Origin of the sequence: Prochlorococcus marinus XMU1405, from assembly GCF_017696275.1 — a bacterium.
Classification (GTDB): domain Bacteria; phylum Cyanobacteriota; class Cyanobacteriia; order PCC-6307; family Cyanobiaceae; genus Prochlorococcus_A; species Prochlorococcus_A marinus_AB.
On record NZ_JAAORF010000001.1, the window covers coordinates 23,895 to 45,404 of the forward strand.

Annotated in this window: 22 protein-coding genes; 10 read left to right on the top strand and 12 right to left on the bottom strand. The window is 31.8% G+C overall.

Annotated features, from left to right (window positions below):
- Positions 1-191: 191 nt before the first annotated feature.
- Positions 192-1,214 carry a type I glyceraldehyde-3-phosphate dehydrogenase gene (gene gap / locus HA148_RS00115; protein WP_209129111.1) on the top strand — a complete coding sequence of 341 codons (1,023 nt, stop codon included), beginning with the start codon at positions 192-194 and terminating at the stop codon, positions 1,212-1,214.
- Here gap and thiL read toward each other — a convergent pair whose 3' ends face one another.
- The gene (thiL, locus tag HA148_RS00120) at positions 1,215-2,201 is read right to left on the bottom strand and encodes a thiamine-phosphate kinase (RefSeq protein ID WP_209129113.1); all 987 of its coding nucleotides are present in this window, start codon (positions 2,199-2,201) and stop codon (positions 1,215-1,217) included.
- On the bottom strand, positions 2,194-3,285 hold the full coding sequence (locus HA148_RS00125) for a peptidylprolyl isomerase (RefSeq protein ID WP_209129115.1): 1,092 nt from the start codon (positions 3,283-3,285) through the stop codon (positions 2,194-2,196). Before HA148_RS00125 ends, thiL begins: the two co-directional genes overlap by 8 nt.
- Before the next feature lie 43 nt (positions 3,286-3,328).
- Here HA148_RS00125 and efp point away from each other — a divergent pair, with 43 nt between their 5' ends.
- Positions 3,329-3,889 carry an elongation factor P gene (gene efp / locus HA148_RS00130; protein ID WP_209130214.1) on the top strand — a complete coding sequence of 187 codons (561 nt, stop codon included), beginning with the start codon at positions 3,329-3,331 and terminating at the stop codon, positions 3,887-3,889.
- Positions 3,889-4,395 (top strand): acetyl-CoA carboxylase biotin carboxyl carrier protein, encoded by a 507-nt coding sequence (accB, locus tag HA148_RS00135; RefSeq protein WP_209129117.1) that lies wholly within the window; start codon positions 3,889-3,891, stop codon positions 4,393-4,395. The genes efp and accB overlap by 1 nt, the downstream gene beginning before the upstream one ends.
- On the opposite strand, the gene pdxA is transcribed toward accB, so the two are convergent.
- From pdxA to HA148_RS00160, 5 genes are all read right to left on the bottom strand, one after another.
- The gene (pdxA, locus tag HA148_RS00140) at positions 4,372-5,406 is read right to left on the bottom strand and encodes a 4-hydroxythreonine-4-phosphate dehydrogenase PdxA (protein WP_209129119.1); all 1,035 of its coding nucleotides are present in this window, start codon (positions 5,404-5,406) and stop codon (positions 4,372-4,374) included. The genes accB and pdxA overlap by 24 nt on opposite strands.
- Before the next feature lie 22 nt (positions 5,407-5,428).
- Complete coding sequence (locus HA148_RS00145; protein WP_209129121.1) at positions 5,429-6,307, bottom strand: SDR family NAD(P)-dependent oxidoreductase; 879 nt, start codon at positions 6,305-6,307, stop codon at positions 5,429-5,431.
- A 263-nt stretch (positions 6,308-6,570) separates the two neighbouring features.
- Complete coding sequence (locus HA148_RS00150) at positions 6,571-6,972, bottom strand: HNH endonuclease (RefSeq protein WP_209129123.1); 402 nt, start codon at positions 6,970-6,972, stop codon at positions 6,571-6,573.
- A gap of 160 nt (positions 6,973-7,132) precedes the next feature.
- Positions 7,133-7,588, bottom strand: coding sequence for a DUF6554 family protein (locus HA148_RS00155; protein ID WP_209129125.1), 456 nt, complete (start codon positions 7,586-7,588; stop codon positions 7,133-7,135).
- Positions 7,589-7,644: 56 nt separating this feature from the next.
- The gene (locus HA148_RS00160) at positions 7,645-8,157 is read right to left on the bottom strand and encodes an AbrB family transcriptional regulator (protein ID WP_209129127.1); all 513 of its coding nucleotides are present in this window, start codon (positions 8,155-8,157) and stop codon (positions 7,645-7,647) included.
- A 133-nt stretch (positions 8,158-8,290) separates the two neighbouring features.
- Here HA148_RS00160 and HA148_RS00165 point away from each other — a divergent pair, with 133 nt between their 5' ends.
- Entirely contained in the window at positions 8,291-8,488 is a 198-nt protein-coding gene (locus HA148_RS00165; RefSeq protein WP_209129129.1) for a hypothetical protein, read from the top strand.
- A 1-nt stretch (position 8,489) separates the two neighbouring features.
- Here HA148_RS00165 and HA148_RS00170 read toward each other — a convergent pair whose 3' ends face one another.
- Complete coding sequence (locus HA148_RS00170) at positions 8,490-9,626, bottom strand: pyridoxal-phosphate-dependent aminotransferase family protein (RefSeq protein ID WP_209130217.1); 1,137 nt, start codon at positions 9,624-9,626, stop codon at positions 8,490-8,492.
- 87 nt (positions 9,627-9,713) lie between these two features.
- Here HA148_RS00170 and cbiD point away from each other — a divergent pair, with 87 nt between their 5' ends.
- Together cbiD and guaA are read left to right on the top strand one after the other, a co-directional pair.
- Positions 9,714-10,826: a cobalt-precorrin-5B (C(1))-methyltransferase CbiD gene (gene cbiD / locus HA148_RS00175; RefSeq protein WP_209129131.1), complete on the top strand. Its 1,113-nt coding sequence runs from the start codon at positions 9,714-9,716 to the stop codon at positions 10,824-10,826.
- A gap of 54 nt (positions 10,827-10,880) precedes the next feature.
- Complete coding sequence (guaA, locus tag HA148_RS00180) at positions 10,881-12,467, top strand: glutamine-hydrolyzing GMP synthase (RefSeq protein ID WP_209129133.1); 1,587 nt, start codon at positions 10,881-10,883, stop codon at positions 12,465-12,467.
- Between the two features lie 424 nt (positions 12,468-12,891).
- Here guaA and HA148_RS00185 read toward each other — a convergent pair whose 3' ends face one another.
- Entirely contained in the window at positions 12,892-13,494 is a 603-nt protein-coding gene (locus HA148_RS00185; protein ID WP_209129135.1) for a pseudaminic acid biosynthesis-associated methylase, read from the bottom strand.
- A gap of 397 nt (positions 13,495-13,891) precedes the next feature.
- Here HA148_RS00185 and HA148_RS00190 point away from each other — a divergent pair, with 397 nt between their 5' ends.
- The 4 genes from HA148_RS00190 (at position 13,892) to mrdA (ending at position 17,349) form a co-directional block, all read left to right on the top strand.
- Complete coding sequence (locus HA148_RS00190; RefSeq protein WP_209129137.1) at positions 13,892-14,614, top strand: PD-(D/E)XK nuclease family protein; 723 nt, start codon at positions 13,892-13,894, stop codon at positions 14,612-14,614.
- Positions 14,615-14,685: 71 nt separating this feature from the next.
- Complete coding sequence (locus HA148_RS00195; protein WP_209129140.1) at positions 14,686-15,294, top strand: hypothetical protein; 609 nt, start codon at positions 14,686-14,688, stop codon at positions 15,292-15,294.
- A 109-nt stretch (positions 15,295-15,403) separates the two neighbouring features.
- Entirely contained in the window at positions 15,404-15,547 is a 144-nt protein-coding gene (locus HA148_RS00200) for a hypothetical protein (RefSeq protein ID WP_209129142.1), read from the top strand.
- A gap of 11 nt (positions 15,548-15,558) precedes the next feature.
- Complete coding sequence (mrdA, locus tag HA148_RS00205; RefSeq protein ID WP_209129144.1) at positions 15,559-17,349, top strand: penicillin-binding protein 2; 1,791 nt, start codon at positions 15,559-15,561, stop codon at positions 17,347-17,349.
- Positions 17,350-17,371: 22 nt separating this feature from the next.
- Here the strand turns inward: mrdA and HA148_RS00210 are convergent, their stop codons facing one another.
- Genes HA148_RS00210 through HA148_RS00220 form a run of 3 tightly spaced genes read right to left on the bottom strand, consistent with a single transcriptional unit; the run spans position 17,372 to position 21,508 of the window.
- On the bottom strand, positions 17,372-17,896 hold the full coding sequence (locus HA148_RS00210; RefSeq protein ID WP_209129146.1) for an NADPH-dependent FMN reductase: 525 nt from the start codon (positions 17,894-17,896) through the stop codon (positions 17,372-17,374).
- Between the two features lie 17 nt (positions 17,897-17,913).
- A complete protein-coding gene (locus HA148_RS00215) occupies positions 17,914-19,716 on the bottom strand; it encodes a diflavin flavoprotein (protein ID WP_209129148.1) in 1,803 nt (600 codons plus the stop codon).
- Positions 19,717-19,732: 16 nt separating this feature from the next.
- Complete coding sequence (locus HA148_RS00220; RefSeq protein ID WP_209129150.1) at positions 19,733-21,508, bottom strand: diflavin flavoprotein; 1,776 nt, start codon at positions 21,506-21,508, stop codon at positions 19,733-19,735.
- Positions 21,509-21,510 lie beyond the last annotated feature (2 nt).

The following is a 21,510-nucleotide window of genomic DNA, read 5'->3' on the forward strand; positions in this document are numbered from 1 at the left end:
GTTTATCTTTTTCTTAAATCAAAATAACTTCTAGATAAAATTTTGCTATTTTTTCTTAAAAAAAAAAGTTTTTTTTCCTTGAATTAATACAAAACTAAACTTATTTGCTTAATAAATCAAAAAAACCTTACGTTATTGCACAAAATTCAGTATGATCAGCAACTTAGGTTAATCATTAGAAATTATTAGTTATGACTTTGCGTGTTGCAATTAACGGCTTTGGCAGAATTGGTCGAAACTTTATGCGTTGTTGGCTTAGTAGAGGGGCTTACACCAATATTGAAGTAGTTGGAATTAACGTTACCTCTGATCCAAAGACTAATGCTCATCTATTAAAGTACGACTCAGTTCTTGGTCAACTTGATGGTGTTGATATTCAATATACTGATGATACTTTTGTAATTAATAACAAGACAATTAAGTGTTTCTCCGATAGAAACCCACTTAATCTTCCTTGGAAAGATTGGGGAGTAGATTTGGTCATTGAATCAACTGGAGTTTTTAATACCGACGTAGGTGCAAGTAAGCATTTAGATGTAGGAGCAAAAAAAGTCATCCTAACTGCTCCGGGTAAAGGTGATGGTGTTGGTACCTATGTTGTTGGTGTTAATGCTGATGAATATAAACACAAAGATTATGATATTTTGAGTAATGCTAGTTGTACAACTAACTGTTTAGCTCCAGTGGTTAAAGTTCTAGACCAAACTTTCGGAATTAACAAAGGTTTGATGACTACAATTCATAGTTATACAGGTGATCAAAGAATCTTAGATAATAGTCACAGAGATTTAAGAAGGGCTAGAGCCGCTGCTACAAATATTGTTCCTACTTCTACTGGTGCCGCAAAAGCGGTAGCACTGGTATACCCAGAAATGAAAGGCAAATTAACGGGAATTGCAATGAGAGTTCCGACTCCTAACGTTTCAGCAGTAGATTTCGTTTTTGAATCTTCTAAAGCTGTCACTTCCGAAGAAGTCAATAATGCTCTTAAAGAGGCATCTTTAGGTTCAATGAAAGGTATTATCAAGTATGGAGATGAACCATTAGTGTCAAGCGATTATGCGGGTACTAATGAATCATCAATTGTAGATAGTGATCTCACTATGTGCATCGGAGATAACCTTGTCAAAGTCCTTGCATGGTATGACAATGAGTGGGGTTATAGTCAGAGAGTTGTAGATTTAGCAGAGATTGTTGCTAAAAATTGGGAATAATTAAAAGTGTTTGAAAGGCATTTTATTAAATAATTTGTTTTTTTTATTATTTTTAAATTCTATTGATGGTTCACCATCAGCAAAAAAACCAATCTCGTAAATATCTTTATCGAGTCTAGACAAACTTTTTGCCCATTTTTTTGGCAATGAGAAGACTAATTCGTAATCTTCACCCCCAAATAAATAATATTCGTCCCATTTATCTCCTTTGGGCCAATCCTTATCTTTAGGCATTTGTTCATAATTTATGATCGCTTTACAGTTGCTAGCTATAGATAAATCTTGTAAGGCTTGAAATAGACCATCACTGCTATCAGTACAACCTATTCTCCTTATTTTTTTATTGGAACGGGATTTGAGGAGATTATTTAGAAAATTTGGGTAAACTTTAGGGCGACAAAAATGTTCAATGGACTTATTGATTAATCTTTCATCAAGAGAAAATTGATTATCGAAATTAAATTTATTTTGTATCAAAAATCCTAGTTTACTAAGACCATGAATTCCTGTAGTTAAAATTATATCTCCTGATTTACATGCGTTTCTTCGTAATTCAAGCTCACCTTGAATCCCAAATGCAGTTACTGAAATGATTTTTTCACCCCCCTTAGAGCAATCTCCTCCTAGAATAATCCCGCCATATTTTTTTAATGCTTTATTTATTCCTTTGTATAGTTCCTCAACCCAGATCCACTCAGTTCTAGCAGGTAAAATCAGACTTATAGTAATACCTATAGTTTTTTTGCTTCCACTTGATAATAAGTCAGATATGTTGCTAACAACTGCTTTCCAACCAAGGTCTTGAGGACAAATAGTAATATCATTGAAATGAACATTTTCTACTAAAGAGTCAGTATTAACAAGTAAATTTTCATTTTTAGATTTGATTAAAGCGCAATCATCTGAAACTTGATTTTTAGGCATAAATTTTCCTAGCCTATTTATTAATTCTTTTTCTCCTATATCTTCTAACGTTTCTTTATGCATTTAATTTAAGGTTTTCAATCCCTTTTAAAACTTCAATTGAAATTATTTTGTCATCTTTAGTAAGCTCTTCTAATACATCAAATCCATTTACAACGTAACCAAAAGCAGCATTCCTTCCGTCAATTAAATTGCGACCTGCTGGATTTAATTCTGCCTCATATAAAAAGAAGAAAAACTGCGACGAACCATCATCAACTGCGGTATTCGAATGGGACCATCCTAGAGTTCCGAGTGTTGCAAAAGGTAAGGTTGGAGTCTCTGTATAAAAACCTAAATCTTCGAAAGTTTGATTATAAAAAGTATCCTTTTCATCAGGAATTCTAATTTCTAAGGGTACGTGACGTTCTTCGTTTGTTTCAGGATCTACATAACCAATAGCTTCACCTATTGGATCACCTGTTTGCAGTACAAAAAATTCTTCTGCTCTGTTTATAGGTAAGTCTTTATAGAAGTTTTTTGAAGATAAATCTATAAATGCTCCTGCTGTAAGTGGAGCGTTAAATCCATCCACAATAGCTTGCATATCTCCTTTGGAGGTTTTTATATTGACTTTTGCTCTGCCTAGTAATCTTGGTAAATTATCAAATTCCTGGGGAATAGAGTATGGAAATTCATTTGGTAGAAAATATTCTTCTAGTCCACCTATTTTATCTAAAGCATCTCTCCGGGTCGCTATAAATAAATATTTATCCTTTGCTTTGGCGTAATCTTGAAGGCTATCAAAATTTTCTTTGAGCTCTAAAAATGTTTTTTCTGCAATTTTCTTTTTATCATTTGGTAATTCTTTAATAATTTTACTTTGGTATTTTTTTAGTAAAGATTGACATTTTGTAACAGTTTTCGTAAGAGCGGGCCATCTTCCTCCTCTTACAAGGTCACTAGTTTCTTCCAACTTGTGTTGAATTTCTTGCAATTCAACTTGCTTGATAGGGAGTGCGTTTCTGAGGATTGCATTAGGGTCTTTTACTGCATTTCCAGTAGGTAAATCAGCTAATACTTGAATCGGTTTGAAGAGAAAAAACTGTAAAAATACAATTGATAGAATTAAGAAAAGTTTGTTCTGATTTGATAAGAATTTTTGCATAGCACTCTTGCAGGTTTATGATCCTTGGGGATGTAATACAGGAATGATTTCCAGTAACGATTTTCGCACAGGTACAACCATCGAAATTGATGGGCAAGTTTGGCGTGTTGTAGAATTTCTACATGTCAAGCCTGGTAAGGGTTCTGCTTTTGTGCGAACAAAATTAAAATCAGTTCAAAGCGGCAACGTGGTTGAAAAAACTTTTCGAGCCGGAGAATCAGTACAGCAGGCTATCCTAGAGAAGTCTAACCTGCAACATACTTATGTGGAGTCTGGTGATTATGTTTTTATGGATATGACAAGTTTTGAAGAGACAAGACTCACCTCGGAACAAATCGGTAAAGGCGCAAAGTACTTAAAAGAGGGAATGGAGGTTAATGTAATTTTTCATAATGGTAAAGTTTTAGAAGTAGAACTTCCAATATCTATTACTTTGAAAGTTACAGAGACTGATCCTGGAGTTAAAGGTGATACTGCTAGTGGCGGTACTAAACCAGCTATTCTGGAGACAGGTGCTCAAGTTATGGTTCCTTTATTTATTTCTGTTGGAGAAATGATTAAGATTGATACTCGTAATGACAGTTATCTTGGACGTGAAAATTAATGGCTATGAAATTAGATCATGAAGACTTAAATCGCTTAATAGAGAAAATCTCTACAAGTGATATACAAGAGTTCTCTCTAGAGGGAGAAGATTTTAAACTCGAAATAAAAAGGAATCTATTTGATCAGAACCAAGTTACTAATAATTTAGTTCCTAATACCTCATTTGACAGGCAAACTATTGCTAACAAAAAAAATATTAATGATAATATCCCTATCGTTAATGAGCCTGAAGAGCCTCAGGTAGCGCCCCTAGGACGTTCTGACCTTGTCGAAATTACTTCTCCTATGGTAGGAACATTCTATAGGGCTGCAGCGCCTGACGAGGAGCCATTTGTCGAAGTAGGAAATAACGTTAAGGTTGGTCAAACTATTTGTATTTTGGAAGCAATGAAGTTAATGAATGAAATTGAATCTGAATTTAATGCTGAAATAGTAGAGATTCTTGTCGAAAATGGGACACCCGTTGAATTTGGTCAAGTTTTAATGCGTGTTAAGCAGTCTTGAATTGTTAGTCATTTCTATAGCAGCCTTTATAGCCTCAATCATACTCTGTGATTGAGCAATTCCTTTACCAGCAATATCAAATCCCGTTCCATGATCCGGAGATGTTCTTATAAAAGGTAAACCGATTGTGGTATTAACTGAGTAATTAAGAGCTATTACTTTCATTGGTATTAAACCTTGATCATGATACATAGCAAGAATGCCATCATGCTTTTCAGCATTTTTGTCATTCCAGGCTTTTACGGAAGAATTCCAGCAACTATCTGGTGATAAAGGGCCTAATAATTTAATATTTTTATTTTTCTCTTTCCATGTTAGTAATGCATCATTAAGCCAGTCTTGTTCTTCATGGCCTAGGATACCTTCTTCGCCGGCATGAGGGTTTAATCCGGCTACTTTTAAAGTGGGTCTATCAATATAGGTATTACAAAAATCTTTGAAAAGATCTAATTTAGAGTGAATTAATTCTGTAGTTAATTTCTTGGGGACTTCACAAAGGGCTATGTGGGTTGTAGCTAGTAAAGTATTAAATCTCCAACCTGTAATTGGTGATTTTGCTGTGAACAACATTCCAACGTTTTTTACTCCACAAGATTTTGCTAGTACTTCGGTTTGACCAGTGAAGAAATGACCTGCTAGAGACCATGATTTTTTACAAATTGGTCCAGTTACAAGTGCTGAATTGGGATATTGTTTTACAATTTCTATTGCTTTTGTTAGGTAATAAAAACTTGAATTACCGTGAGTTAATTTAGGGTCATTATCAGATGAAGAAATTTCGAGATCATGTATCTTTAAATTATCAGGATTTGCAAGGTTTTCTAATCCTAAGGACCTAAGATGTGTAAATGTATTTTGTAGATTTTTTTTTGATCCAACTAATATATAGTCAATATTTTCTGGTATTTCATTAGAAAAAAGTGCTTTTAAGATTATTTCCGGTCCAATGCCTGACTCATCTCCGACGCTTAATACTACCTTTAATTTTTTATTTGTATTTTGAAAAATCATAAAAAGTTTTTAAATTTATTTTTTAACTATTTAAATAGCAATTTCTTAAGCCCATTTTATAGTTTTTATAAATTAGTTTATATCCGAGTGTTTCGCATAAAAGTTTATTCGATACTCTTCTATTTTCCATCCAAAAAGATTGAGCAATAGGTGATAATTCATCTTTTGCATCTTCAAACAATATTGGCTTTGGCATTTTTAAACCAAGTAAATCGTAGCAATATTGAATAACTTCTATCTGAGAACATGGTTTATCATCTGCAATATTAATTATTTGGTGAAACTTTAAGTAATTTTTATTTTGTAGTAAATAAATAATTGCATGTGTAATATCAGCTACATGAACTCTTGAAAATACTTGAGCTTTTTTTAAAATAACTCGAATTTTTTGATTTTTGATTGCTTCAAATGTTGATCTTCCAGGTCCATAGATACCCGGTAATCTAAAAATTTGCACGGGCAAGCTAGATTCAATCCATTTTTTTTCGCAATTTAATCTATTAAAACTTCTTTCTTGAAAAGGATTAGGCTCATCTATCTCAGAAACCCAACCACCTTCGGTGTTTCCATATACTCCTGTGGTAGATAAATATCCAACCCATTCAAGTGATAAATCTTGTAATTTACTTTGAAGACTGTCCAATACGGGATCTCTGCCATTTCTGTCAGGAGGAATACAACTAAGAATATGAGTGACTCCATCAAAAATTTCTTCATCAGGAACTACACCGTTTTCACTATTGAAAATAAAACTATTTGGATCTTTGCTTGCAGATCTTGAGCTTGTTAAAACAGTGCAACCAAATTTTCTAATAGTTTTTGCAAAAAAACTACCGCTGAACCCACATCCAAAGATTAAAAATTTGTTTTTATTTCCGAGTTGACTTGCAGGTTTATTCATGCTGGGTTAAAGTAGTACATATGTATTAATTGACGATGAAGACAGCTCTTGAGCCCGATTTAAAATCAAAAACTTTTTATATTATCAAAAGTTATCCCCGTCTTGTAGAGAAAGAAGTAAATGTAGTTAATTTTAAATTCTACCAAAAGTTATTTGTCATTCTTATTTCATTTTCCATAATTTTAATATTCCCAGAATCGCCAAGAGAATTGGAAAATATATGTGAGATTTATAACGCTAAAAAAATATGTAATGTTTGGTAGTCAAGCTGCTTTATATTCTGATTCATCTGTTAAGTAATTTTTATTTTTTACCTTAAAATTTGGATTAGCCCATTGTAATAATCTAATTGCTAATCTTAAATCACCCTCTAACCAAGCTCTTATAGCCATTGCTCGTCGAGGATCGTAAAATTTTTGCTTTCTATACCAATACAAAGCATTTTCATCTGATTTATCTCCATTACAGGAAAGACATGCAGGGACGCAGTTTTCTGTTGTACTTAAGCCTCCTTGGCTTCTTGGTATTACATGGTCAATAGATTCAGATGGTTTTCCGCAATATATACAACTTTTTCCTGTAAACCTATGAATAGATTTTCGCCATTGTCTAAATCTGAACTTTGGACATAAATCCTCTAAAAAAACCGCATCATTAATATGCATTCAGAACATTTAGTTAAATAAATCATGGCTTGAATATATTAAAAGTCAATATTTATTTATGCTTTATTAGTCTAAATTTGCCAGTAAGAATGCGATTTAGTATGTTTAGATACAAAATAGTATTTATTAAATTTTAAAAAAATTATTATTTTTCAAAGCCTTAATAACTGTATCTATCTAGTGTTTCATCAGTAAATGTTTCATCATTAGCTTCTTCTAATTCTTTTTCTAATCTTTTTCTTCTCAATTCTTTATCTTTTTCTTCTTTTTCTTTTCTTTTTTCTTCTTTTTCTAAATCTCGTATTAGTTTTCTATTGGGATGAAGATTATCTAAATATTCAACGCAATAACTCAATTCTTCTTTTTCTCTTATAACTGTTTCTGTTATTTGCGCTGCTGCATTTTTAGGTGAAACTTTGAAAATTCCTCCTTTTTGTTTTTTTATATATGAATAAGCTGCATCCCAACTACTTTCATGGTCATTTCCGCCATCTCTCATAGTACAAAAAATTTCTGCTCCAAATGAACTTGCATTTACTCTTGACGTAGTAAGGGTTATAGGAGTGAAAATTCCCAAAGCTAATAAAATCAGTTTTCTCTTCTTAAATTTTTGCATTAGCCCTTTAACTTCTATTTAAAAATATCTTTTATTATTAATATGTCTATAGAAATTTAAGATTTAATTATTCCAAATATATTCAAGCATTTCACAACTAAAGGAAGAATTAAAAGCACAGTAATTAATCTTACTGCGTGTAGAGTTGCTACTGCAGCTCCCACTCCGTATTCAGATCCTACAAGACTCATTCCGCTAATTCCTCCTGGTGCAGCTCCTAGAATTGTTGTAATGATATCTATATTAAGTAATCTGCTTGTCCATAATCCAATTGCTAATCCAGTAATAACTAAAGTAAAAGTTATTAATATAGCTGGCCTCCATAAATTTTGGATATCAATTAATGAGTCTTTTGTTAATGACGTACCAATGACTGTTCCAATGCCGATTTCTAAAATTGTTCTTGTTCCAATCGGCCACTCTGCGATGTCGACTTTGCCACTTATGCTAAGTAAGCTTGCCCCTATTAACGCACCTGCTAGAGGAGCCGCAGGAATTCCTGTTTTTAGAGCTAAAGCTCCAAAAATACAACCTGCAAAAAGGTAATAGATTAAATTTATGTTAGGCATAAATTTCAAGGATTTCTGAACATAATATTAGAAATTTTTTTTTTTGTTTAAGTTTATAGTCAAATAATATTTTTTGTTTCCTCTCGTAATGTCCCCTTTTGTTGGCATAATATTAACTAAAGCATGATTTTTTATGTCTTCACAAATTTCTTATAAAGATAATAAAAACCGTATCAAGAAAAAATTATCTTTTTTTGAGGGTGGCCACCAGCTCGAAAAATTAGAGTTTGCCCTAGCAATAGCTCAAACCAAAGGTGATGAAAAACAATCAATCGTTCTAAGAAAAAAGATTGTTGAATTAGGTGGAAATGTTGAAGAGCCGGGTACTTAACTTAATTTCCCTCTAGATATTTTGATGCTACTACTAACGCTTCACCTGCTTGTTGTGCTGTAATTTTACCGAGTTTGAGAAGTGTATTACTTATCGCAGAAACTACCGTAATAATATCTCTATCATTCACATAACCTAAATGTCCGACTCTGAATATTTTCCCCTTCAGATGATCTTGACCACCGGCAAGTAGAATATCAAAATTATTTTTTATTGTTTTTCTAAATTCTTCAGCATCAATTCCTTCAGTTTTTATTGCAGTAATTGAAGGACTTAAATATTTTTCGTCAGCAAATAATTTTAGATTTAAAGCCTTTACTGCATTGCTCATAGCTAATTTGTGTTTATTGTGTCTTAGGAAAATGTTATTTAAGCCTTCTTCTCTCATCATTTTTAAAGCTTCATCTAAAGCAAAAACTAAATTAACTGCTGGGGTGTATGGATTACTGTTAGTTAAAAGACTTTTTCTGTAGGATTTTAAATTTAAATAAAATTTTGGCAGATTAGATTTCTCTGCAGCTAACCATGCTTTTTGGCTCATTGCTATAAAGCTAAGCCCTGGAGGTATCATATACCCCTTTTGTGATCCAGAGGCAACGATATCTAATTCCCATTCATCTACTGGTACATTGCAAGCTCCAAGACTTGTAACGCAGTCAACAATAGATAAAGCTGTGTTGTGTGCACGAATATATGAACTGATAGTTTCTAAATCATTAATTACACCTGTTGATGTTTCAGAATGAGTCAAAATAACCGCCTTTATTTCTTTTTGCTTATCTTCCTCTAATATCTTTTTGAATTCTCCTGGATCAAGTGGAGTTCCCCACTCAGAATCAATTTTTATTACTTCAAGACCAAATTCTTTTGCAACTTTTACCCATCTTTCGCCAAATTTTCCATTTTCTCCACAAATTACTTTATCTCCTTTACTTAAGGTATTTATTATTCCAGCCTCCATTGCGGCAGTCCCACTACCAGTGATTGTTAGAACATCATTTTGAGTTTGATGAAGCCACTGTAAATTTTTAGTTGTACTCTCTACGAGATCTTGAAATTCTTTACTGCGATGGCCTATTGGATGCTTACTTAATGCTTGTAAAACTTTTTCTGGAACTGGCGTGGGTCCAGGAATCATCAATGATAATTTTTGTTGTATGGCCACTTTTTATTAAATAGGTCATTCTTAGATTAGTTCTCATTATATATTTTTCAATTACTTGATTTGAAAAAAGGATTTTCTTTACCTTTGTGGGTTGCTGGAGCTGCTAAGTCAGCATTAAATAAACTAGCAGGTTTACCATTTAAGAATTATGAACTAATAAAAATTCCTAATGAAAAAAAAGAAATAAAAATCGAGATTCATTCTGTTGGTTTACTTCAAGATGACTCGCATTCATTAGGAATTACTTTTGCAAAGTCTGGCTTAGATCTTGACATTACACAAAACTTAGAGATATGGACAATAGCCTCTTTAGAAAAAATTTCTTTTAATAATCCTGTTCAAAAAATTCCAATAAATATTATTGCAGGATCTGGTGTAGGCATAAAAGAAGATACATCAGAGATATGCATTTCTAATTTTGCTAAAGAAGTTTTATATGAAAATTTGTTAGATAGTATTCCTGACGGTTTTAATTTGAAATTAGAAATTATTTTCCCAAATGGGGAGTTTTTAGCAGAAAGAACTAGTAATAAGTCATTTGGTATTGTTGATGGATTATCTATTATTGGGACTTCTGCTGAGACTTATTCGAGTGCTTCACCTGATCAATTAGCAGAAGCTAAAAATAATTTAGCTAAGTTAATTCAAAACCCTTTTAAAGGGGAAGTGATATTTGTTATTGGTGAAAATGGGTTAAATTTGGCTAAAACTTATAATGTTAATTTGCCAATTATCAAAGTTGGAAATTGGATAGGACCATTATTAGTTGATGCTGCAATAAAAAAAGTTAAAACTGTAATTCTTTTTGGTTATCACGGGAAATTAATTAAATTAGCAGGCGGTATTTTTCATACACATAATCATTTGGCTGATGCAAGAATTGAGATTCTTATTTATTTAGCCGTTCGAGAAAAGTTACCTCCTGAAATAATACTTGAATTATCTCAGTTAGATAATCTTGAGAATGCATTACAACTTCTTGAGAGATTTAATAAATCTTCAGCTGATAAATTATTCAAGAATTTATCAAATACGATCGAAAAGCGTTCTTCTACTTATGTAAATAGGTATGTAAAAACCGATATGGAAATCGCATCAATTATTTTTGATAGAAAAAGGAAAATTAGGTGGGCTGGAATTAACGGTAATAATTATATTTCTTATTTTCAATGAGATTAATTTGTGAAGCATTATGCTTTTGTAAATAAATTGAGTTAACTTTTATACATGAGTCAAATAATTTTAAAAAAAGAAAGAGATCCTTCAATATTAATTTTGGATTTCGGATCTCAATATTCTGAGTTAATTGCAAGAAGAATTAGAGAAACTAATGTTTTTTCTCTTGTAGTAAGTAATTACATTTCAATTGAGGAAATTAAAAATATTAATCCTAAAGGGATTATTTTGAGTGGAGGGCCAAATTCTGTATATGAACAAAATGCTCCTAAGTGTGATGAAAAAATTTTTAATTTAGGTATTCCTATTCTTGGCATATGCTATGGAATGCAATTAATGGTCAAAGAACTTGGAGGGTCTGTTATTTCAGCAACCAAAAAAGCTGAATACGGTAGAGCTCCAATAAATTTAAACCAAGAATCTGACCTCCTTTCTGATGTAGAAGATGGATCTATTATGTGGATGAGTCATGGTGATTCTATTAATTGTTTGCCTGATGGATTTAATAAAATTGCGCATACCGAGAACACACTCCATGCAGCAATTTCAAATGATTTAAAGAAATTATTTGGTGTACAATTTCATCCTGAAGTTATTCATTCAGAGTTTGGGATGACCGTAATTAAAAATTTTGTTTATAAAATTTCTTGTTGTGTGGCTGATTGGACAACCGAAACCTATATAGAAGAAACTATTCCCAGGATAAGAGCGCAAGTTGGCAATAAAAAAGTTTTGCTTGCTTTATCGGGAGGAGTTGATTCCTCAACTCTTGCTTTTCTTCTTAATAAAGCAATTGGGAATCAACTTACATGCATGTTTATAGACCAAGGTTTCATGAGAAAAGGTGAACCAGAATTTTTAATGAATTTTTTTGATAAGAAATTTAAAATAAAAGTTGAATATATTAATGCAAGAGAAAGGTTTATTGCCAAATTAGAAGGGATTACTGATCCAGAACAAAAAAGGAAAATTATAGGTGAAGAATTTATTAGAGTATTTGAGGAAGAAAGTAATAGATTGGGACCTTTTCAGTATTTAGCCCAAGGTACTCTTTATCCTGATGTAATTGAAAGTGCTGGTACTAATGTAGACCCTAAGACTGGTGAAAGAATAGCTGTAAAAATAAAGAGTCATCATAACGTGGGTGGCTTGCCAAAAGATTTACAATTTAAATTAGTTGAGCCATTAAGAAAACTTTTTAAGGATGAAGTCCGAAAAGTTGGCGCTGCTCTAGGTTTGCCGGATGAAATTATAAAAAGGCATCCATTTCCAGGCCCTGGATTAGCTATAAGAATTTTGGGAGAGGTAAATAATGAAAAACTTAATTGTTTAAGAGATGCAGACTGGATAGTAAGAGATGAAATTAAAAAAGCAGGTCTTTACAATGATATTTGGCAAGCTTTTGCAGTATTGCTACCGGTTAAAACTGTAGGAGTGATGGGAGATAAAAGGACTTATGCATGGCCAATAGTTTTACGTTGTGTATCAAGTGAGGATGGTATGACAGCAGATTGGTCAAAAATTCCTTTTCAGATTTTGGAGAGGATTGCAAATAGAATCGTAAACGAAGTAGATTCAGTTAATAGAGTTGTTTATGATATAACAAGTAAACCTCCTGGAACTATTGAGTGGGAATAGTCCAAAAGTAGAGAACTCAGTTATAGGATAAAAAAGTGTGCTCACCGGAAGATAACTTTTCTTTTTTTACTTATTTGCAATGGATCTGACGTGATTCTGCTCACCTTTGTATCACTCTGAGCAAAATGTGACTGTCTATGGAGAAGTCTTAAAAATGGGTTTTCTCTACATTTTTATTTTTGATTTCTATCTTTTATTCTCTAAAAAGATAATGCGAACTTTCACCCTAAATTTTTTTATTGCGTTTATGACAAGATTAAAAAACTTTTCAAAAACAGTTCTTTTTTAAAGTTTAGTGGCAATTATTTTACTTTTTCTAATGCTGAGGATTTGAACTCTTCAAAATCAAACTTAGTAAATATTATTGCGATATGAATTATGAGTATCTAATTTCTTTGACTGTTAAATAAAAAAATTGCTCAGATTAATATTTGTTTTTTTCAAAGAGAAACCAATTTGAATCATCGCTTTTCAAACAACTATCATGCTTCCAGAAAAAACCATAGTCAATAAGTCGCGCAGATGGATATAAGTCCCAAAACTCTTTAGCGAAGTCTCGTTTAAATAATTTACCTTCATGACCTCTGTATGTCACTTCCGTTGGATAAGGAGAAAAGTATTCATCTATCAGAATATATTTACTTGAATGTTTATACAATTTTGCGTAAAACTCTGGCAGGAGATCAGGATTTTGATGAATAAGAACACCTCTCGAAATGGTAAGTTCGTATTGTTTATTTGAATTCCATTCATAAATGGATCCACACCAACCTTGATGTTTTTTGGTGAGAATTGAAAATGCTTTTTTATTGATTTCGATTCCAAAGGTTTCTGATTTTGGAAAAATTGACTTGATTGCATCAAGATTTAAACCAATATTGGCGCCAATTTCAAGTGCGCTATTAATGCTGATTTTATTTGCAATTAAAATTTTAGAAAAATTATTTACGCAGGAATGGTCTGAGTTCCTCTCAACATAATTATTACCGAAATCACCTGCCCAAAAAATTTCTTGATCTGTTTTCATTAAATAAATTTCAAATTAATATATAAAATTATCATCTTTTTTTTTGATGGACAATAAAAATATATATTATTGCCTTGCGCTAATGTTGATTTATTTTTAAATTTTATTAGTAAAAAAGGTAATTTTTATACTATTTAAGATATCTCAATAGATTTATCGTTTTTTGAATAGTTCAAATATTGTTATTATTAGACATCCATGCCTACCTCATGCTCATTTCATGCTCGCCCAAGAAATGTCTGTTAGTATGACCCAAAGCAACCTTTTCAAAAACTGATGTTTGCTTTTTCTTTTAAAACTAGCACCATTTAATGGGAGTAACTTAACAAATTTTCTAAAAAAATTTAATACTTTATATTGTATGTAAAAAATATTTTTAAATGAGATATAAATTGTAATGAACGAGATTATTAAATTAAGTAGATCTACTGTTGAAAAATATATAAGTTGTCCAAGATGTTGCGTACTTGACAAAAAATATAAAATAAAACCGCCATCACTACCATTTACTTTAAATATAGCTGTAGATAATTTGTGTAAAAATGAATTTGATTATTACAGAAAAATTCAGGAGCCGCACCCTTTGTTTATTGAACATGGTATTGATGCTGTTCCTTTTAAACACAAAGATTTAGAACGTTGGAGAAGTAATTTTCAAGGGATAAGGTATAAGTCAAATCAACATAATTATGATTTTGGTGGAGCTGTGGATGATATTTGGCAGAAAAAAAATGGTGATCTTATTATTGTTGATGTAAAAGCAACATCTAGAAATAATTTTGATTGGTCTGAGACTTTTAATAAATACGAATATGCAAAAGCTTATAAGAGGCAATTAGAAATGTATCAGTGGCTTTTTAAAAAAAACGGTTTTCAAGTAGCTAAAGAAGCTTTTCTTTTATATTTTAATGGAAAAAAAAATGAAGAGTTATTTAATAACCAATTAAATTTTGACGTACATCTAATTAAATTAGATTGTTCTACTTCATGGGTAGAAAAGAAGATAATTGATACCGTTAATTTATTGAGTTCGGATGTTTTTCCAAAACCCTCCTCAAATTGCGAATACTGTAATTATTTAAAGAAGCGTTGGCAGTTATCGATAACTGAATATACATAAAATAATTTTTCAAATTTCTGGAAAAATAGTGAATAAAAGATAATCTTTAATAAGATTATTAAATTAGACTTTTGATAAAATCGAAAAATTCTGAAAGAAAGATAACTAATCATCTTCAACAAGATGTGGTCAAAGTTTCTGGTAAAACAATTTTTATTAATCCTTTTTTATATTGGCGGAGATTTGACGAAAATACTAATAGATGGCTTCGAGAACCTGGTCAAATGTCAGAGGATCAAATTTCACCAAATAGGAACCGTTTTTATCCAGAAATAGAATGGGCTGATTTAAGTCATGAGCAAAAGCTCATAAAAGATGCAACTGTTGAGATGTTTTTAAAAACTCTTGAATTGATCAGTACATTTCATCCTAATCTTAGCTCTGGACAAATATTAGAAGTGGAGAGGAAAATGGCGATTATAAAAAAGATTCCTTTCGAAAAGTGGGTAAAAAAATCTTTCGCCAAAAAAGCGAGATTATTAGAAAATGAAAAAAGAAAATTTCAAAGAGAAAGATTTTTTAGCAGCTGGAGGGAATGGTTGAGTCTTGATAATACTCAAAAAGCAATATTGCCGTTAATCGTTACAATATTTATTTCTTCATTTATTGGATGGTCTTTAGGGATATCAAAGAATAGTTGTAATCCTTATTTTGAACAAAATATAGATCAATTAAATTAATCTGTTCTTGATATTTTTTAAGTATCTTTAGTTAATAGAAATTTGAAAAAATAAATTTCTTATTTAAGATTAAATTAATTGGTATAATTGCTTAAAAAATATAATCTTTATGAGTGAAAATTTAGATTCAAATAATATTGATAATGATGAGTTTAATTTGAACACTGAAGATGGTGACTATAACACTTTAATCACAAAGCTTAAAGAGATAAAATTAACTATTGCTTTATTGGAAAAAAAAATATTTAAATAAATTTTATATTTTTGATAAAAACAAGTCCTAATAAAAAAATCATTTCATTAAAGAGGCAACCTTTAGTCTTAGTTATTTTTTCTTCTATTTCGTTTTTATTGATTCTATTTAGGTTAATTTTTTTACAACTTTTAAATTATGAATCTTTTAAGAAGATGTCAGATGAGAATAGGATCAGACTTATTGCTTCACAGCCAATACGCGGAAGAATACTAGATAAAAATGGTAATGTTTTGGCAGATAGTAGAGTTAAATATTCTTTAATAATAAAGCCTCAATCTATTAAAAAAAACAATTGGGAAAAACATAAATCAAGTATTTCTAAATTGTTAAATATTGATAGTAATATAATTCAAAAAAAGTATTCAGATGGTCAAAAAAATAAAAAACTCTCAGTAAATATTCTTGATGATTTAAATGTTGATCAATTAATAAAGTTCAAGGAAAATGAAAGTAAATTAAAAAGTTTTGAAATAGCTACCAAAGTAATTAGAAATTATCCTTATAAGTCCCTTGCTGCTCATGTAATTGGTTATACTCAGCCAATTACTGAATCAGAATATAAATTCTTATCTAAGAAGGGTTATAAATTAAATGACTTAATAGGAAGAACAGGAATTGAATATTTTTACGAAGATTTTATAAGAGGTGAATGGGGCGGCGAAATGGTTGAAGTAAATTCATTAGGAAATTTTCAAAGATCATTAGGTATAAGACCTCCAGTACAAGGTAATGATATTGAACTAACAATAGATCTTAATCTGCAATTAGTTGCTGAGGATGTTCTTAAAGATAAAAAAGCTGGAGCGATAATAGTGATGGATCCAAGAGATGGTGCAATAAGAGCGATGGTAAGTAGGCCTAATTTTGATTTGAATTTTTTTTCAAAGGATTTTAAGCCTGAAAAAGAATACAATAATATATTTAATTCTTCTGAAAAACCTCTTTTTAATAGAGCATTAAATGCTTATGATCCAGGGAGTGTCTGGAAAATTGTAACAGCTTTAGCTGGCTTGGAAAGCGGAAAATTTCCTAGCGATACCATGTTAGATACAAAACCATGTATAACTTATGGGAGTCAATGTTTTAGAGAGCACAATGATTTAGGTTTTGGGGTAATAGGTTACGAAGATGCTTTAAGAGTGTCTAGTAATACATTTTTTTACCAAATAGGTTATGGAGCAGGAGTTGATGAAATTTATAAGGTCTCTCGAAAGCTTGGTTTTAATTCTTTATCTGGAATTGAAATTTCTGAACAAGAAAATATAGGATTAGTAGCTAGTAGTAAATGGGCTAAAGAAGGTAGAGGATGGGGGCAACCAGGGAGAACTCCTTGGGTTCCAGAAGATATTGCGAGTATGTCTATTGGACAATTTGTTGTTCAAGTAACTCCAATTCAAATAGCTAGAGCATATGCAGCGATTGCTAATGGAGGCTATCTAGTTACTCCACATCTGACTAAAAAAGATGTAGAAAGTCGTTTGGATAAAAAACGTGTTCCAATTGACATTGATCCACAAAATATTCAATTGATTAAAAGTGGTCTCAGGAAAGTAGTAGAGTCTGGCACAGGAGTATCAATTAATTACGGAGTTTCAAATTTACCTCCAGTGTCAGGCAAAACAGGAACTGCTGAAGATGGTGAAGGCGGATTAGATCACGCTTGGTTCGTTTGCTTTACTCCCTCTGAAAAAAGCGAATTACTTATAGTTGCTTTTGCACAAAATACTCCTGGTGGAGGATCTGTTCATGCACTGCCTATGGCTAGAGAAATTTTGAAAGTTTGGAATGAAAAAGAATGAAATTTTATTAGGTTTTAAATCTTTATGTTTTTAGTTTTTTCATTTGTACAAGTCTTTGAATAATATCTTCAATAGTTTTTGTATCTATAGGTTTACTATATGAGGATAAAAGTTGTCTTCCTAATACTTGACTTCCTAAATGCACTAATTGAATGCGTAATGAGGTAAGTAGTTCTAACCCTATGCCACCAGAAAATGTTGCAATTGCAATCGGTTGACCATTAAATAAATTCCTAAAGTCATCTCCAGAAATAGAAAGCCATGCTATGAAGTTGGAGAGAATGGGAGGTATAGATCCATTATATTCAGGAGCACAAATCACCCACTTTTCAATCTTGAAAAGCTTTTTTTTTAAATCTTTTATTTCATTCGGAATATTTTCTTTGCTGTGAATTCTTGGATTAAATAATGGAATATCAAGGGTGGTAAGATCTAAAATTTCAGAACTTATTTTAAGTTCATTACTTTTTTCAAGAAATTTTTCAGAAAGTTCTAGATTTTTACCACAACTAGCCGTAATGATTATTAGATCTTTTGTTTCAGTCATAAATTAGATAAAATAATTTAATAGTTAGCACCTGTTTTGCGGTGATGAACTGCCGTTAGACTATCGGATTTTAGTATATTACCGTGTTGTACTTCGGCGTAAATTACCCAATGATCCCCACATTCCATTCTTTCTTTGACAGAAGCATCTAACCATGCGAGCGATTCAGGAATGATTATCTGCTCATTAGGAGTTAATTCAATATTTATTCCTTCAAATCTATCTTCTCCAGGTGCAAAGGGCTTTGTGAATCTTTTTAAAGGTTCTTTAAAATCTTTTTCACTAAGAATATTTAATGCGAATGAATCTCCTATTTGCAGAAGAGACTCTACCGATCTATCTTTTGCTACTGCAATACTTAACCCGGGCGGAGAAAAACTTGCTTGACTAACCCAAGATGCAAGCATAGCTCCTTTAATATTATTCTCATCTTTGCCTTTAGAGGCTGTAAGGACACAAAGAGAACCAATTACTCTCCCAAGAGCTTGTAGCTTTGGATCAGTTTTGCTTGTAATCATTCCAGTATCTGATTTTCTGGGTTTTTTCTTTGCTTTTTTTATGATTTTTCTTCCAAAGTGAGTTCCTATTTCTTCTAACTCTTTAATCTTTGGTTTATTTGGACTGAATTTAATCCTTATAGGGTCAAAACTAAACTTAAAACCACCGTCTTTTAATTTTGTTTCAAGTAAATCTATAGCTTCGCCGCTCCAGCCAAAACTCCCAAAAATCCCCACTGGCTTATCTCTATTACCCTCTGCTAATAATGTTCCTAGTGCACTAACTATTGGAGTTGGAGCGTGACCACCCAATGTTGGTGAGCCTATTAAATATCCATCAGCATTTTGGATAGATTTTACAAGTACATCATTAGGTGTAAATTCACAATTAATACTTTCAACTTCTACAGAAGTTCTATTTATCCCTTTAGCCAATGCATCACCTATTGAGGCTGTATTTCCATATGCACTTGCATATATCAGAGCGATCTTAGGATTATTTGTTGAGAGATTCTCTCCCCATCTAATATAGTCATTTAAAAAACTTTTTAAGCTGTATTCGATCGCGGGACCATGTAATGGTGCAATAGTTTTAATGTCATAATCTGAAATTTTTTCAGTTATTGATACTACTTGATTAGACATTGGTGCCATCAAGCAATCATAAAAATGTTTCCTATCAATTTCTGTACTAACTCGATTCGTTTCAGACCAATATTTAGTTGCAATGTGTGCAGAGAAAATTTTTTCACTAAGAAGTATTTCTTGATTACGTTCATAAATTATCAGGCCACCAGGCCAACGTGCTGTTGGTATAGGAATTAACTCAAGTGAAATGTTATCTAATTCTAAATTATGTTCTTTTTTGATTATGTTTATTTCAGGTAATTGAATTTCAATAAAGTTTTCTAAGGTAGGATTTCTTTGATTCCAAAGTTCGCTAATAAGTTTATAACCTGGATTAGAGCAAGTAATAGTTGTGTTTTGAAATTGGGTACTTATATTTTTTATAGTTTCAATAATTTGGGGATTAATATGACCAGAAATGAAGTTGATTTTATCTAATTTAAATTGATCGCAAAACTTTGAGATTACTTTATTAAAGGTATTTAAATATTGTTTTTCAGGTGGATGAATAATAAAAAGTTCCTCATGACTTCTAATAAAAAAAGTATTAAAAGAGGTTCCTTTTTCAAGGTTAAATTCAAGTTCAAATCTTTCTTTATTTTGGTCTAAGAATCTTACACAAGAAAAATTTTCAGTAATTTCAAATTCTGATAAATTTTGATTTTCTGCAACTAAGCCTATATTAATATCTGACATTTCAAAGACTTATTTTTTAATAGTGATTAGCAACTTTTCTGTGATGAACTGCTGTCTTACATGATAAGTCAGAAACATTACCATTTTCAACAATTCCGTAAATTATCCAATGGTCTGGAGTCTCTAGTCTTGAACTGACTTTACAATCTAAAAAGGCGAGTGAATCTGAGAGAACAGGTCCTCCTTCAGCGATGTTGCTAATTACATCTACATCCGCAAATCTATCAGCTCCAGGGGCAAATCTTTTTAAAAAATGTCTGAACATTTTTTGATAGTTATCTTCTCTCAAGATATTCACAACAAAACCTTTACCAACTTGCATATATGATTCAATAGCTCTATCTTTTGCTACTGCAACTGTAATACCTGGTGGTGAAAAGCTTGCTTGACTAACCCAACTTGCGACCATTGCACTTTGTCTAAATGTTGAACCTTCCCCTTGACTAGCTGTTACTACATATAATCCTCCACTTAATCTACCTAACGCTTTATCTAAATTTGAATCAAGGCTCTTCATAGAGGCAATATTCTTCTTTTTATTGATCAATTGACCCAAATCAGTTCCAGCCTCTTCGAATTGTTGATAAACAATCGGATCTGGAATATTTTTAACTCTTAAGGGAGAGAAAGCTTCTTTTTGACCAAGTTCTCTTAATTTATTTGCTAAGGAATCTATAGGTTCATCATTTCCACCAAATGCATCATAAACTGCAGTAAATTGTTTTGGCTTAAGTGCTGCAAATAAAGTACCGAGAGATTCTTTTAATTCATTATCTGAGTTTACAGGCCATGTGGGAATGACTACTGCTTTTGATTCGGAAATTAAACTTGTTAATTCTTGCGGGTCAGAAGATCTTAAATCTATTAATTGAACCTGTGCATCTGCTTTACTTATTCCATGAGATATCGCTTGACTGAGTCGATCACAATAACCATAGTCGCTTATGTAGCAGACTGACACAAAATCATTGCCTTTGCTTTTATTGCTACTCCATTCTAGATATTTTCCTTTCCAAAAATTGACCTGATTATGGAGCAAAGGCCCATGACCAACAGCTATTGTTTTTAATTCAGGTAGTTTATCTATTCTTTTAATTGCCTGCATAACGCTTCTAGCGTTTGGACCCATAAGGCAATCGTAATAAAAACGGAAATCATCGTATATTTCTTTTTGATCAGTGTCAAAAAATTCGTCAGAACAATAATGGAGTCCAAAAGCATCGCATGTATAGAGAACATTTGTGCTGTGATCATATGAAAATATGGTATCTGGCCAATGCAAATTTGGTGCACTTATAAATTCAATATTATGTTCTAAACCACTATTAGGATTAGTTCCGAGATTTAAAAACTCTCCACTCTTAACCTCTAGACGTTTAAAGGGAATATGTATTTGGTCTTCAATAAATTTAAGTGCTAATTTTGATCCAACTACTGTGATATTTTGGTTTAATTCTAAAAGATTACCTATTAAACCAGAATGATCAGGTTCTGTATGGCTAGTAATTAGATAATCAACTTCTTGCGGATTTACCTTTTTCAGTAATTCTTCAAACCATAATTCTTCGAACTTTGCGTGACTAGTATCAATGATTGCTAGTTTCTCGCCTTTAATAATAAAACTATTGTAAGTAGTTCCATTTCTTAAACCAAATTCAATATCAAATCTACTGCGATCCCAATCCAAAGATCTTATGGCACAAGAATCATCAGCAAAGTTTTGAGATTGAACCGTCAACTTGTCATTAGTTTGTGCCAATTTAGAATTACTTGTCTGGGCAGAGGCTATCATAG

Excerpts from the sequence above, each read along its gene's own strand:
- gap (WP_209129111.1), top strand. The coding sequence starts at position 192 with ATGACTTTGCGTGTTGCAATTAACGGCTTTGGCAGAATTGGTCGAAAC.
- thiL (WP_209129113.1), bottom strand. The coding sequence starts at position 2,201 with ATGCATAAAGAAACGTTAGAAGATATAGGAGAAAAAGAATTAATAAAT.
- HA148_RS00125 (WP_209129115.1), bottom strand. The coding sequence starts at position 3,285 with ATGCAAAAATTCTTATCAAATCAGAACAAACTTTTCTTAATTCTATCA.
- efp (WP_209130214.1), top strand. The coding sequence starts at position 3,329 with ATGATTTCCAGTAACGATTTTCGCACAGGTACAACCATCGAAATTGAT.
- accB (WP_209129117.1), top strand. The coding sequence starts at position 3,889 with ATGGCTATGAAATTAGATCATGAAGACTTAAATCGCTTAATAGAGAAA.
- pdxA (WP_209129119.1), bottom strand. The coding sequence starts at position 5,406 with ATGATTTTTCAAAATACAAATAAAAAATTAAAGGTAGTATTAAGCGTC.
- HA148_RS00145 (WP_209129121.1), bottom strand. The coding sequence starts at position 6,307 with ATGAATAAACCTGCAAGTCAACTCGGAAATAAAAACAAATTTTTAATC.
- HA148_RS00150 (WP_209129123.1), bottom strand. The coding sequence starts at position 6,972 with ATGCATATTAATGATGCGGTTTTTTTAGAGGATTTATGTCCAAAGTTC.
- HA148_RS00155 (WP_209129125.1), bottom strand. The coding sequence starts at position 7,588 with ATGCAAAAATTTAAGAAGAGAAAACTGATTTTATTAGCTTTGGGAATT.
- HA148_RS00160 (WP_209129127.1), bottom strand. The coding sequence starts at position 8,157 with ATGCCTAACATAAATTTAATCTATTACCTTTTTGCAGGTTGTATTTTT.
- HA148_RS00165 (WP_209129129.1), top strand. The coding sequence starts at position 8,291 with ATGTCTTCACAAATTTCTTATAAAGATAATAAAAACCGTATCAAGAAA.
- HA148_RS00170 (WP_209130217.1), bottom strand. The coding sequence starts at position 9,626 with ATGATTCCTGGACCCACGCCAGTTCCAGAAAAAGTTTTACAAGCATTA.
- guaA (WP_209129133.1), top strand. The coding sequence starts at position 10,881 with ATGAGTCAAATAATTTTAAAAAAAGAAAGAGATCCTTCAATATTAATT.
- HA148_RS00185 (WP_209129135.1), bottom strand. The coding sequence starts at position 13,494 with ATGAAAACAGATCAAGAAATTTTTTGGGCAGGTGATTTCGGTAATAAT.
- HA148_RS00190 (WP_209129137.1), top strand. The coding sequence starts at position 13,892 with ATGAACGAGATTATTAAATTAAGTAGATCTACTGTTGAAAAATATATA.
- HA148_RS00200 (WP_209129142.1), top strand. The coding sequence starts at position 15,404 with ATGAGTGAAAATTTAGATTCAAATAATATTGATAATGATGAGTTTAAT.
- HA148_RS00210 (WP_209129146.1), bottom strand. The coding sequence starts at position 17,896 with ATGACTGAAACAAAAGATCTAATAATCATTACGGCTAGTTGTGGTAAA.
- HA148_RS00215 (WP_209129148.1), bottom strand. The coding sequence starts at position 19,716 with ATGTCAGATATTAATATAGGCTTAGTTGCAGAAAATCAAAATTTATCA.
- HA148_RS00220 (WP_209129150.1), bottom strand. The coding sequence starts at position 21,508 with ATGATAGCCTCTGCCCAGACAAGTAATTCTAAATTGGCACAAACTAAT.